This is a genomic window from Cupriavidus sp. 2SB, assembly GCF_005503625.1.
Taxonomy (GTDB): Bacteria; Pseudomonadota; Gammaproteobacteria; order Burkholderiales; family Burkholderiaceae; genus Cupriavidus.
Window position 1 is genome coordinate 1 of sequence record NZ_SCMX01000084.1, and the last position, 13,064, is coordinate 13,064.

At 62.1% G+C, this 13,064-nt stretch carries 14 protein-coding genes; 5 read left to right on the forward strand and 9 right to left on the reverse strand.

Features of this window, described 5'->3' with window-relative positions; all coding sequences use genetic code 11:
- The 8 genes from FFS21_RS27005 to FFS21_RS27040 form a co-directional block, all read right to left on the reverse strand.
- Positions 1–194, reverse strand: a 194-nt coding sequence (locus tag FFS21_RS27005) for a catalase (RefSeq protein ID WP_137927770.1), incomplete at its 3' end; no start/stop codon positions are given.
- 99 nt (positions 195–293) lie between these two features.
- A complete protein-coding gene (tehA, locus tag FFS21_RS27010) occupies positions 294–1,259 on the reverse strand; it encodes a dicarboxylate transporter/tellurite-resistance protein TehA (protein WP_137927771.1) in 966 nt (321 codons plus the stop codon).
- A complete protein-coding gene (locus FFS21_RS27015) occupies positions 1,256–1,759 on the reverse strand; it encodes a DUF302 domain-containing protein (protein WP_137927772.1) in 504 nt (167 codons plus the stop codon). Before FFS21_RS27015 ends, tehA begins: the two co-directional genes overlap by 4 nt.
- Positions 1,760–1,912: 153 nt before the next feature.
- The gene (locus FFS21_RS27020) at positions 1,913–2,920 is read right to left on the reverse strand and encodes a zinc-binding alcohol dehydrogenase family protein (RefSeq protein WP_137927773.1); all 1,008 of its coding nucleotides are present in this window, start codon (positions 2,918–2,920) and stop codon (positions 1,913–1,915) included.
- Positions 2,921–2,955: 35 nt separating this feature from the next.
- Positions 2,956–3,810, reverse strand: a complete 855-nt coding sequence (locus FFS21_RS27025; protein WP_137927774.1) for an alpha/beta fold hydrolase — start codon at positions 3,808–3,810, stop codon at positions 2,956–2,958.
- Between the two features lie 11 nt (positions 3,811–3,821).
- Positions 3,822–4,868, reverse strand: a complete 1,047-nt coding sequence (locus FFS21_RS27030) for an alcohol dehydrogenase catalytic domain-containing protein (RefSeq protein ID WP_137927775.1) — start codon at positions 4,866–4,868, stop codon at positions 3,822–3,824.
- A 10-nt stretch (positions 4,869–4,878) separates the two neighbouring features.
- Positions 4,879–5,598, reverse strand: coding sequence for a hypothetical protein (locus tag FFS21_RS27035; RefSeq protein ID WP_137927776.1), 720 nt, complete (start codon positions 5,596–5,598; stop codon positions 4,879–4,881).
- A gap of 124 nt (positions 5,599–5,722) precedes the next feature.
- Positions 5,723–6,574, reverse strand: a complete 852-nt coding sequence (locus FFS21_RS27040; protein WP_137927777.1) for an alpha/beta fold hydrolase — start codon at positions 6,572–6,574, stop codon at positions 5,723–5,725.
- Between the two features lie 428 nt (positions 6,575–7,002).
- Here FFS21_RS27040 and FFS21_RS27045 point away from each other — a divergent pair, with 428 nt between their 5' ends.
- Together FFS21_RS27045 and FFS21_RS27050 are read left to right on the forward strand one after the other, a co-directional pair.
- Positions 7,003–7,644: a response regulator transcription factor gene (locus FFS21_RS27045; protein WP_137927778.1), complete on the forward strand. Its 642-nt coding sequence runs from the start codon at positions 7,003–7,005 to the stop codon at positions 7,642–7,644.
- 16 nt (positions 7,645–7,660) lie between these two features.
- Positions 7,661–8,944: an MFS transporter gene (locus FFS21_RS27050; RefSeq protein WP_171020502.1), complete on the forward strand. Its 1,284-nt coding sequence runs from the start codon at positions 7,661–7,663 to the stop codon at positions 8,942–8,944.
- Here FFS21_RS27050 and FFS21_RS27055 read toward each other — a convergent pair.
- Positions 8,910–10,211 (reverse strand): sensor histidine kinase, encoded by a 1,302-nt coding sequence (locus tag FFS21_RS27055; RefSeq protein WP_237380416.1) that lies wholly within the window; start codon positions 10,209–10,211, stop codon positions 8,910–8,912. The genes FFS21_RS27050 and FFS21_RS27055 overlap by 35 nt on opposite strands.
- A 256-nt stretch (positions 10,212–10,467) precedes the next feature.
- Between FFS21_RS27055 and FFS21_RS27060 the strand changes: the two genes are divergently transcribed.
- The 3 genes from FFS21_RS27060 to FFS21_RS27070 all read left to right on the forward strand — a co-directional run bounded on the left by FFS21_RS27060 (position 10,468) and on the right by FFS21_RS27070 (position 13,019).
- Positions 10,468–10,845, forward strand: a complete 378-nt coding sequence (locus FFS21_RS27060; protein ID WP_249359687.1) for a response regulator transcription factor — start codon at positions 10,468–10,470, stop codon at positions 10,843–10,845.
- Positions 10,846–10,978: 133 nt separating this feature from the next.
- Complete coding sequence (locus FFS21_RS27065; RefSeq protein ID WP_171020503.1) at positions 10,979–11,944, forward strand: LysR family transcriptional regulator; 966 nt, start codon at positions 10,979–10,981, stop codon at positions 11,942–11,944.
- 121 nt (positions 11,945–12,065) lie between these two features.
- Complete coding sequence (locus tag FFS21_RS27070; protein ID WP_137927792.1) at positions 12,066–13,019, forward strand: GlxA family transcriptional regulator; 954 nt, start codon at positions 12,066–12,068, stop codon at positions 13,017–13,019.
- Positions 13,020–13,064 lie beyond the last annotated feature (45 nt).

Here is a 13,064-nt window from a genome sequence, read left to right on the forward strand (position 1 = left end):
GTGACGGTGAACGTGCCATAGGCACCGGAACCCTTGGCGTGCATGCGGCGCTCGGGGATGACCTCGCGGTCGAAGTGGGCCAGTTTCTCCAGGAACCAGACATCCTGCAGCAGTGCAGGGCCGCGCGGGCCGGCCGTCTGGATGTTCTGATTGTCGACGACGGGCGCGCCGAAAGATGTCGTGAGCTTTTTCATAAAAATTCCTTGATGCGCGGCCCTGCCTCTTGAGCGTTGCCTATGCATTTTTTCGGTACTACCAACAACCTGCCTTCAAATATCCCTTTCTCACATCGGTCAACCCGGTCGACGAAACAAGCGCCCTTGCAACAGCAGCCCCAGCGTCAACAAGATCAACGAGCCGATTGCCACATTGACAAAGATAAACACCGGCAATGCAATGCTCGCGAACAGGGAATCCGGCGCAATAGTCGCTGCACGCATGCATGACATCCCCAGCGCTGTGATCCCGAAGCTGAACGCCCAGAAACCCGGTGTCGCACCAGATGCCAGGAACCACCGTGAGAGCCGGAGCAGGAACAGCATTTGCAGCATCCCGTAGCCGACCATCGCATAGAAAGGCCAGTCAAGCCTGCCGCCCGTCACCGCAAGATATGCCGTGGCGCCGACCACCGGTGGCGCAAGCTGGATGCCCAGCGTAGGCCGCACTGCGGGCGCCAGTTCGTCGCCCAGGTAGAGGCGATAAGTGATAATCGACTCCAGGGCGAACCATGAGAACAGCCCCGCCCCGAAGAACAGTTTTGCCAGATCCATCCATCCAAGCGAGGTCATGGCCATCGCGGAGACAAAGTTTCCCGCCACCGTCGGCAGATACATGACCGCAGTAGTGTCCTCAAGCTTGCGGCCACCGCGCATCATGCCGCCGCTGCGAAGCGTGGAGAAGGCCAGTTGGGCAATCGCGCCGATGACGATCAGGGTCGCCCCAATCGCCGGCGCGAAGCCATGCAGCCATACCGCGACCAGCAGCGTCGCCACCGGTATCAGACCGATAAAGCAGCAGGCTACCGGATGCCGGGCTTCGGCGAGGGCCTCATCGCGGTGCGCGAGCCATTTTGCGACGAATGAGAGTACGAGCACAGCCCAGATGAGCGTGGTGACCGCAAACAGCGCATCGGACACCGCTGCCCCGACACCCCACAACGTGTGGGCAACTCGCCAACAGTTCGACAGACCGGCCATGCCGAGCACAATGCCCATTGCGGAAGCCGGAATCGAGAACCCTTTCGTCGTCGGCGAAGTCATGGTGCCTCTTGGCCGACCAATGCGCTGAAGATCGTCCGCAGCCTTTCATCGAGAGACTTGCCAACGGTGCCGACGGCATCACCGAACTGACCAAAGAGCGATGACGGCAGGTCGTACTCGACCTGCGTGAGATGCTCACCATTGCCAAAGACGAGCAAGGTCAGCGGCGCGTACAACGCGGCGCGCATATCATGCCGCGTCATGCGCCACGCCACGAGAGGATTGCCGATGTGATAGCGGACGGAAAAGCGTGGCTCGCCGCCCAGTGCGAACAGGACGCCGTGATCCAGCTTGTCGAACAGCATCAACCCGTGCGGACCTCCCATCTCCGCCATCTGCGCTTCAGCGGCGGCCGGATCTCGATACATCAGATCCAATGCGGCATGATCCAGCTTTCCAAGTTGTTGTTCCAACAGCCGGCAGAATTCATCCGGCGCAATCTCGAAGACCTCGCTGACGTGCGTCACCGAAAGGTTTGTCTGTACTATCGTTGAATTCATCTTGCCAATTCATGGTTCGTAAGCGGCGGGCACTGACGACCTGCGCAAGCCATCCGCAGCCATGCCCCCCCCCGCGGAGGGCCGGCCAGTCTGCGAGATTGCCGCCATGGTCCACCAGACGCCTCAACAATCATCGCGCCCAGTTCACCCAGGTCAGCTACGCGCAAGGACGATTTTCCCCACGGTCTTGTTGCTCTCCAGCGCCGCGTGCGCGCGACGCAGGTTGTCGACCGTGATGTCGCCATAGTGCTCGCCGACCGTCGTCTTGAGCACGCCTTCGTCGAGCAATGCGGCCACGCGATCCAACAGCTTGTGTTGCTCGATCATGTCCGCCGCACGGTACATCGACCGCGTGAACATGAACTCCCAATGCAGGGAAATCGACTTGCGCTTCAACGGCATCGCGTCCAGGGTGGCAGGGTCGTCGATCAATGCCAACTGTCCTTCCGGCTTGAGCAGTTCCACAATCTGCGCGTAGTAGCTGTCCGTATGCGTCAGGCTGATGACGTGGTCTACCTGCTGGATGCCCACCGCCGTCAGTTGCGGTTGCAGCGGTTGGCTGTGGTCGATCACGAGGTGCGCACCCAGATCCGTTACCCACTTCTGGGACTCCGGTCGCGAAGCCGTGCCGATCACAGTCAGGCCCGTCAGCTTGCGTGCCAACTGGATCAGGATGGAGCCAACACCGCCACTCGCGCCGATTACGAGCAGGCTTTGTTGCTGGCCGCCACCCTCCGGAATCCGCAGCCGATCGAACAGCAATTCCCACGCGGTAATGCTCGTCAGCGGCAGGGCCGCTGCATCGGCGGTCTTCAACGACTTGGGGCGATGACCGGCAATGCGTTCGTCCACGATGCCGTATTCCGCGTAGCTGCCTTGTCGCGTGATGTCGCCGGCGTACCAGACCTTGTCGCCCACCTTGAACAGTTCCACCGCCTCGCCGACCGCTTCCACGGTGCCTACCGCATCCCAGCCCAGCACGCGTGGGCCATTCGGTTGCACGCCGAGACGCAGCTTGCTGTCCACCGGATTCACCGCAATCGCCTCGATCCGAACCAACAGGTCACGCGCTTGCGGTTCCGGTCGCGGGAGTTCCATCTCGTACAGGGCACGCGGATCTTCGATCGGCAGGCCAGCCTTGTCGTAAACAATCGCTTTCATTCTGCTTGACTCCTCGTTATGGAAATACAGCGCGTTCAGGCGCCGTGCAGGAACTCGCGCACGTGTGCGACGTACGTTGACGCATACTGGAACAGCGCGCCGTGACCGGCGTTGGGATAGACGATCAACGTGGCATTCGGCAAACCTTCCGCAAGCACGAAGCTGTTACGCGTGGGGATCATGGTGTCGTTGTCGCCATTGGTGACCAGCACGGGATGCGGGATCGTCGCCAGCTTGCGCGCCACATCGCCCGGCCAGTTCGCCCAGGCAATCATGGCACCGAGCTGTGCCGGCGCGACCTCGGCATTGGCCGGGAGATCCGCTTCGCCGGTTCGCGATGCCAGGCGATTCACGAAGGCTTCCGCGGCTTGCTTGCCCTCGACCGTCGCCGGGAAGAAGAGCCGCTTGAGCTTCTCCGGCATCGGCATCTCGCCATCCGTATAGATGGCAATCAGTTCCGGGCGATCCATGCCGGCGCCTTTCCCGCCCTCTGGCGCGCTACCGGAAAGCACCATGCGCGCAACCAGATCCGGCTTTGCGATGGCAATCTCCTGCGCCAGGAATCCGCCGAGCGAGTAACCCAGGATGTGGAACTTCGAGAGCGCGATGGCACCGACGAACTGCAGCACATGCTCCGCCATCGCCGTGATCGATGCAGGGACTGCGCCGCCGGAACGACCCACGCCCGCGTTCTCGAACAGGATGATTTCCCGGTCCGTGGACAGCGCATCGACGATGGCCGGGTCCCAGTTGTCGAGGGTACCCGTGAAGTGCTGCAGGCAAAGCAACGGCAGCCCGCCATTGGCGTTGCCAAAGCGGCGATACGCATAGCGCACGCCACCCGCTTCGACATACTGGGTCGGCGCGTTCGAGGAAGTCATGAGTGTCATCGTTGCATCCTTCATACGGCAGAGGGGCCGTCGTAGGCCGGCATGACCAGCACCGCGCGGAACCTCACATCGGCACGCATCATTCGGTCGTACGCCACCTGGGCCTGTTCCAGCGGGAACGTTTCGATCAACGGGCGAATGTCCTGCAGATTGGCAAAGGCCAATGTCTGCTCGTTGTCGTAGACCGTTCCGGTCAGGGCACCCACCACGGCACGCGCACCGAACACGAGGTCCGTAGCGGTCAACGAGAGCGGATCTCCCGGTACGGCTACGACAATCAACTGGCCACGCGCCGCCAACCCCGGAACGAGTGAGGACATGCCGGTGCCGGTCGGTGCCGTCGCCAATACCACCTTCGCGCCGCCCAGGCTGCGTAGTACTTCTACGGCATCCTCGCTTTCGGAATCGATGTAGCGATGGGCGCCGAGTTGGGCCGCGAGTTCCGCCTTGTCTGCGCCCCGCGCGATCGCCACCGTATGGAAGCCCATCTTGCGCGCGAACTGCACGGCGAGGTGACCCAGGCCGCCAAGGCCATGCACTGCCACCACATCGCCAGCCCGTGCATTCGCATTGCGCAAGGCGTTGAACGTGGTCAGGCCAGCGCACAGCAGCGGCGCCGCTTCAGCGGCATCAAGTTCGTCCGGCACACGCACGAGTCCGCGCGCTTCTGCCAGCATGCTTTCGGCATAGCCGCCGTGGGTCGTCATGCCCGTGATCACAGGACTCTGGCAATTCACCACGTCGCCCTGGCGGCAAGACGGACAAGTCCGGTCTTCGCCGGCCAGGAAGCCCACGCCCACACGCTGGCCCACATGCCAGCCCTCGACGCCGTTGCCAACCGCGTCGATACGGCCCACGACTTCATGACCGGGGGTCAACCCGTGCTCCAGATTGGCCGGCGCCCGCGCAACGGTCGCGCTGTCCGAGTGGCAGACGCCGCAGGCTTCTACGCGAATGCGGACTTGTCCGAAGCCGGGGGCCTCGATCGGTCGATCGATCATTGACAACTTGCCGGGTGCCACCACCACAGCGGCACGGTAGGTTTGAGGTGCAGTCATCGTCGGGGTCTCACTCGAAGCGGAAATCGGACAGGTCCACGCCCACGATCAGCGGCTCCGGCATTGCGAGATTCTCTGGCGTGCGCGGATAGATACGCATGCGTGTCGGCATGCGGATACCTTGCACCTCGACGTAGTCGCTAAGGTAACGGGCGGCGGCATTGCGGCCCTGGATATCCACTTCGTAGTCGTGACGGCGCAGCAGTCCGTCGGCGTCGAAATAGTAGGTCTGCTCTGCGCTATGCGTCGCCACCGAATCCGGGAACGTCACACGCAGACGCCGCCAGGACAGGCCATCCACCACCCAGGGTTCGATCTCGGTGGCCACCACGCCGGGATGGCGCAGCACGAACGGCGACGTCAGGTACGTCCACATCGTGTAGCCCGCGAAGTACGCCAACTGCGGATTCGACCACGGTGTTTCGAGTTCGAAACCGGCGAACGATGCGCGGGGACGATCGAGCGATTCGACGAGCGTGCCGTCCGCTTGCCGGATCTCGACACGATCCGGCGTGAAGACGGAATGATCGGTAGTCGGTGCGAACGGCTCATGCGAAACCCGTTGCGCATGCAAGTCCACGGTCACGCGCGAATCCGTCAGCACACCTGCACGCTGTTTCAGATCCCACAGGATTCCGGTGTGGTGCAGGCGTGCCGAGACGCGCTTGAAACTCTGGAAGCGTTCGAGGCCACCCGCGGCATCGATGGCGAGATTGATCAGGTCAGACATGGTTTTACCTTTTGCTTTGGTTTGCGTTGGTTTGCTTTTCAGAGGGCGAGACAATCCACTTCGGGGCTGGGCCCGAAGTACCTGGAGCGGCGCGCTTGACACGCCGGATACCAACTGGGTTCAGCTACGCCTGGGTGTCGACAAACGCGGCGATATGCCGCGCGGACGCCTGGGGATACTGGAGTTGTGGACCGTGTCCGGCGCGCGGAAATGTCACCAGATGCAAGGTCGGCAACTGGTTGTTGAGCGCGTACCAGTTCTCCACCGGAAACACGATGTCGTGATCGCCGCCGATATGCAGGACAGGGATGCGTGTGGACTTGAGCGCCTGCAGCACCGCGTCGACCGGAAAGACCGGATTCTTCGGCCCATCGCCAAGCTGCGCTCCGGCCCATTGCCACGGCACTTCAGGGCTGATGTCCAGCTTGCGCGCCGCAAGCCGATTGGCTGACCGTCTTGCCGCTTCCGTGCTCTCGGCCGAAGTCGGCTCGAAGAACAGGCTGACAAAATCGTCGAAGTCATTCTCGCGCTTGGCCAGTGTGTAGAAGAGCGCTTCGCCCGGCTTGACCAGATGACCCGGCGGGGTGGTGCCGATGAGCACCGTGTGGCTGACGAGCTGCGGCGCCATCGTCATCACGAGCTGGGCGGCAATTCCACCAACCGACCATCCTCCGATAATGACGCTGCTCAGGTCCAGGGCGGTGATCAGATCGATTGCATCTCTGGCGAGCGCCGCGGGCTGATAGGTAGGGTCGCCCGTTGACTGTCCCAACCCGCTGTAGTCGAACACCGTCACCTGGAATCCCTGGCTCGCCAGGCTATCCAGGAACAGCGGGTCCCAGGCGTCCATGGTGCCGCGGAACCGGACGCACAGGACAATCGGCTTGCCGCTTCCGATGGTGCGATAGGCAAGACGCCGGCCCGGCACGTCGACAAAACGCGTTCTGGCGGTAAGGCTTGCCGAGATTTCGGCCAATGAAGCATTCATTCTGTCCAACCTTGCATTTACATCGATGCACCAAGCGGCACGCGTGTCAGGCCCTCATGATTCCCGTTTGCCCATCAATCGGAAACGACATTTATCGTGAGGTTTTCGGACATGGACGGCCATGACTCGGCGCCGTGCTCACCCAATCGCAGCGTCTTGCTCGAACGCTGCGTCGATGTGAAAGTTAGCCGCAAACCCAGTCCTGATAAAGCGTGGACGCCTGAACAGTACTTCCGTCCAAGCCGAACAATCGATCACCGTCGCCCTTGCGTGACGCCGTTCGGCACGTGGTTTTCGTGGCGGTTTGCGCCAAACCTCCGCAGGACGGTTGTGCGACAATCGCCGCGACCGTGACGCCTGGAAACACATCTCCACCATCACGACTCGATAGTCTTTCCGAACTCGTGAATAGAAGCATGCCCAGTACTGCCCAAAGACAGGAGGCGACCTCGGTCGTCTACATCATCGACGACGAGGAAGCGACCCGCTCGTCGTTGAAGAACCTCCTGCGTTCCGTCGGATTCACCGTCCGCAGCTTCGAGGGTACAGCGGCATTCAAGGCGTCGGAGAAGACGATCGGACCAAGCTGCCTGCTGCTCGATGTCCGCCTGCGAGGTGAAAGCGGCCTGTTCTTCCAGCAGCAGGAGAAAGCCAGCCAACAGATGCCCATCATTTTCATGACGGGCTTTGCGGACGTGAGCATCTGCATCAAGGCGATGAAGGCAGGAGCCACCGATTTTCTGCTCAAGCCCCTGTCCGAACAGGATGTCATCGATGCGGTCACCGCCGCACTGGCACAGGACAAGAAGCGACTTGAGGCCGACTACCTGCTCAACAACATCACCGAGCTGTATGAGTCTCTGACTTCTCGCGAACGCGAGGTGCTGGCCTACGTGGTTGGCGGTGCATTGAACAAGCAGATTGCGGCAGGCATCGGCATCAGCGAGATTACCGTCAAGGTCCATCGCGGCACCGCCATGAAGAAGATGAAATCGAATTCCGTTGCCGACCTCGTCCGCAAGGCGCAGATGCTTGGCATCGAGCCGATGTCTCGCTAGCACGGGTGCCCCTTTCGTGACAGGGACACTGAATCCTCGCGCGCTGGTGACAGTGGTCCTGGCCAATGCGCTGGAGTTCTTCGAGTACTTCGCCTATGCCACGTTCGCCCGCTTCATCGGCGCGGCATTCTTCCCGCACGGCGATGCGGGTGTGGCGTCATTGGCTGCTTTTGGTACGTTTGCCACGGGGTTTCTCATGCGCCCGATCGGCGCGCTCGTACTGGGCGCCTATGCTGATCGTGTGGGGCGCAAGCCCGCGCTGGTGCTCAATGTCACACTGGTGGCCATTGGCACGCTGGGCATCGCGCTCTTGCCGGGCCATGACGTGCTCGGCATTGCCGCACCGCTTCTGCTGCTGGCCTGCAGGATGATCCAGGGCTTCGCCATCGGTGGCGAAATCGGCGCAGCAGGTGCATACCTGATCGAGCAGTGTGCGCCGGAACGGCGAGGACTCTACTGCGGCTGGTTGCTCGCCGGACAAGGACTCGCGTTGCTGACAATCGGCGCTTGCGGACTCCTGCTGGATAGTCTGCTGACCCCGGTGCAGCTCGCCGCGTGGGGATGGCGAATCCCCTTCCTTCTGGCAGTCACGATGATTCCCGTGCAGATGCTCCTGCGCCGGCGTCTACGGCCTCATGACGTGCCCCGGCACATCCCGGCGGACGCCCACGCCGGGCGCCTGACAGGCTGGAAAGTCCTTGCACTGGGAACGTTTCTGATCGCGGGCGGTACGGTGCCAACCTATGTGGCCACCTTTACCGCCCCATTCGAGATGGCGGGAACCATGCCAACGCTGCAGGAATCTTTTCTCGTGACGATGGCTCTGGGCGCGATCACGTCTGCGGCATCCATCCTGGGCGGACTGCTGGCCGATCGCCACGGGTATGCCGCCGTCGTCATCTGGGCACGGATACTGTCAATTCTGGCCGTGATACCGACGTATCTCGCCGCAGTCCATGGCATGGGCAATGGGGTCTTCGTTGCGGGCATTGTCGTGGTGACTGCGGCGAGTTGCCTGGCGGCCGGCCCGACCGTTGCACTCCTGCTCTCGACGGTACGCAGTACGTCGCGCGCAACCTCGCTTTCCTTCATCTATGCAGTGGGCGTAGCAGTGTTCGGCGGCACGGCGCCGGCGCTGGTTACCGCGTGGAACGCGTGGTCGGGAAGCCGGATGGCCGCAGCGTGGTACATCTCAGTTGCTGCAGTGGGCGCACTCGCGGCGGTCTGGGCGCTACGGCATCATCAAGAGGGGCATCCGCCACTGACTACGCCGCGAAGGCCTTTGCGCCGGGTAGCGTAAAGCAAAACGTCGCGCCTGTTCCCTCGGCGGATTCCGCCCAGATGCGCCCGCCATGCGCCTCGATGATGGACCGGGAGATGGATAGTCCCATGCCCATGCCTTCTGCCTTCGATGTGGCAAATGGCTGGAACAACGTTTCCAGCAACATCGCATCGATGCCATGTCCGGTGTCCACCACCTTGAACAGGAGGCTGGATTCGCCTTCTGGCTCGACCAGCACGCTCAACTTGCGCGCCCGCGCATCCGATGTGGCTTCGATTGCATGAATACCGTTCAGCAGAAGATTGCCCAATACCTGCTGGAGCTGAACGCGATCCACGAACACGCGGAGGCCCGCGTCAACCGACGTTTCCACCTCTATTTCCCTGGCACCCGCTTCCGGCGAGATCAGGTAGATCGCCGATGCCACCACTTCGGCTGCCGACTGCAACCGCGCCTGTACCGGCGTGTGCATCATGAATCCGCGCAGCCTGTGGCAGATGTCGGTGGCATCCCGTGCCCAGCGGCCAGCATCGCGTACCGATGCCATGGCTTCCGCCATCTCCGGTTGCTCGCGATCCAGCCAGCGCGCGGCGGCTTCGATCGATGTCCGGGTTGCGGACAGTGGCTGGCTGATCTCGTGTGTAATGGATGCCGCCAGTTGCCCCACCAGTGCAATACGCCCCGCACGCGCCATGTCGGCACGCATGACCTGCAGGCGGTTGATGTTCTCCTGATACTCGGAGATATCGAACGCATAGAAGTGCAGCCGTGCATAACGCGCGGGGTCCGCTGGTAACGAACAGCGCCAAACGATCGGGATCGTGCGGCCCGTCAGCGACGTCAGGGTGCGCTCGCCCTGGCAAGCCGTTTCGCCATTGAAGATAGCCTTGAGTACCTTCGAATTGCTGGGCCGACTGGCGGGAAGCAACGCCTTTGCCACGACGAAGAACGCTTCACGCGATTCCGCGTCGAACAATGTCAATGCCGCTTCGTTGGCATCCACGAAGTGGTGATGGCGGTCGCGCAACTGCTGGATCGCCGTGGGATTGTCGTCCAGATAAGCGTCCAGATCCGTTACGCCCTCGGCTTTGCGATCATCGACCCACTGCCGGATGCCGGACCAGTCTTCCACCAGGATGGGAATCGGCGCGAAACGGAAGGTCTCGTCCACAAGCACGCGGCTGGATTCCATGCGTGAGCAGCCATCCTCGTCGGATGTGCAGCGATGCGCGGAAACGTCGGTATCGGGATAGCTCATGGAGAGGATGTTGTGACGGCCGGTCATGCCCTTGCAATGGTAGCAACGCCACACGGCGAATGTGCCGGCGACTATACGAACGTATAGTGTTGCGCTCCGATGGCGCTAACGCTTGGCGGGCGATGTCGCCGGCATCGCCACCCCCTTCGGTGCAAACCCGATGTGCGATGGCGTATGCAGCGCGATACTTCCGTATAAGTGAACCCGCCCCGTGATTGCGCTAATGTCCGACCAAACGCTCCCCCGCGAAGCGCTCCCCTATGTCGTGCCCGTTCTGACGCTGATGCCCGTTCCTGCCAAGATTGTTTGTGTCATCGATGACGAACCATCCGTTCGCAGGTCCACTGGTGCGCTGATTCGTTCATTGGGTTGGGGGGCGGCCTTTTTTTCCTCTGCGGAAGGCTTCATGGCCCATCCGAGCAACAGTGCCTACGACTGCCTGATCTGCGATATTGCACTGGACGCCATGTCTGGCATCGAACTGCTGCGCCGGCTCCGCGCAGCCGGCCGTCAGACGCCATTCATCTTTGTCACGGCCCATGCCACGCCGTACCATCGTGACCAGGCTGCACAGCATGGCGCCCTCTGCATGCTCGACAAGCCGGTGGACCCCAGCGATCTGGTTGGCTGGCTGTCGCGGGTTCTTGGCGCGGGCTCCTGATACGCACGCGCTCGCGCCAGGCGGGCAACTATACGAACGTGTCGCTCATCATGCGCCAATTGCGACTGTTGCAGCAGCGCTGCCGACCCTACACTCGGACCATCACCAAAGCGCGACACACGAGGGAAGGGCCATGGAACGCATGCTGCAAGCAATGGAAGTATTTGCGCGGATCGTCGAATGCGAGAATTTCACGCGTGCGTCCAGCCTTCTGGGCATTCCCAAAGCGTCTGCGAGTCTGCTGATTCAACAGCTCGAGGTCCACTTGCAGGTGAAACTGCTGCACCGTACGACGCGCCAGGTTCGGCCGACGCCCGCCGGCATGACGTTCTACGAACATTGCCTCAAGATATTGCTCGACATTACCGACCTGAAATCCAAGATCGGATCGGCTGCGGAGCAGGCGAGCGGCAGGTTGCGCGTGGAGTTGCCGGGCGACATTGCGCGCCAATTGATGCCCTACATGGCCCGATTTCGTCTCCAGTATCCCGACGTCAGCCTGCAAATCTCCACGCCCCGGCATTCCTCGAACCTGATCCGCGACGGCATCGATTGCGCCGTCAGGCTGGGTGACCTCGAGGATTCCATCCATTTCAGCCGTCAGGTCGGGACGTACCAGTTAATCACGGTGGCGAGCCGGCTCTATCTTTCCCGGCACGGATGCCCCGAAACCGTGCAGAACTTGTCAGCGCATCGTACGGCGCACGCCTCGCATCAAAGCGACAGTCGCCCTTGGGAATTTGGATTCGCACTGGACGGCCGGAGCACCCGACACCGGATGCCCGAATCGATTGCCTTCGACGACATGGACCTGCTGCTTCAATATGGCTTGCAGAATGGCGGTGTCATTCAGGTCTGGGATACCGTGGCAGCGCCGTATCTTGCCAGTGGACGGCTCAAGGAGGTGCTTGCGCATTGCCGCCCACGAGCCCGGCCGATCCATGCCGTCTATGCGTGCAGGACTCGCGAATCGATGGCGCTGCGCGTCTTCGTCGACTGGCTCTCTTCGGCGCTGGAAGACACCATTGCGCCCCGTCCTCCCGCCACGGCGGCGGAAGAACGAACCGATACGGCCGAGCCCGCCTGCGCCCTGCCCTGACCGCACGGACCATTCCGTGCGCGCCGCGCCACGCTCGGCCCATGCGGTTTTCTTCCGCCCGGCATACATTCGTCGCTCCCTCTATAATCCGAGGTTTCAGGCAGCAGCACGGGTGAAGCGGATGCATCGGATCGGCTATTTCTTGACGGACGGGTTTCAAGTCATGGCAATCGGCACGCAATCCGTGTTCGAGTTCGCCAATGTCGTGGCCCGGGAGCGCGTCTACTCAGTGGTCAACTACTCACTGTCAGGTGGAGACGTCCATGCCTCGCTGGGCGTGTCCGTCAAGACCGAGCCCATTCACGACACCACCGACGCCGATACCTGGATGATCAGTGGCATCGTCGACCCGACCCAGCGCTCCAGTACCTCCGCCGAACTGGCTTTCGTCCGTGCGGCATCGGAACGTTCGCGCCGGACGGCCGGACTGTGCACCGGTGCATTTGTGCTGGCAGACGCCGGCTTGCTCGATGGCAAGCGCGCGACTACTCACTGGGCCTACGCCGATGCACTGCAGGCGCGCTGTCCCAAGGCCCAGATCGAACCCGACCACATCTTCGTCGTGGATGGCGCCATCTGGACCTCCGCCGGCTTGACCGCTGCCATGGACCTTGCCCTGGGCCTCGTCGAGAAGGACCTGGGAAATGAGGTGGCAACGAAGGTCGCACGCGTCATGGTGATGAACCAGCGTCGCGCCGGTGGTCAGTCCCAGCAGTCCGAGATGCTGAAGCTCGCCCCCAAATCGGACCGCATCCAGACTGCCCTCGAGTACGCGCGCCAGAATTTGTCCCGGCCGCTGCGGATCGAGGAACTGGCTCGCGCCGCCCATCTCAGCACCCGGCAATTCCAGCGCATCTTTCAGTCCGAAACAGGGCAATCGCCCGCGAAAGCCGTCGAACAACTCCGGATGGAAGCGGCGCGCACCATGATCGAACGCGGACGTCACCCGCTGGAGGTCATCGCTCGGGAAACCGGCTTCCGTGATCGGAACCACCTGCGCGAAGTGTTCGTGCGCGCGTTTGGCGTCAGCCCTCAGGAGTTGCGCAGGGATGCCCGTACTCCCATCGCAGCCTAGCAACCGAGACACCCTCGCCTTCGTTTCCGCATTCATCGCAACAGC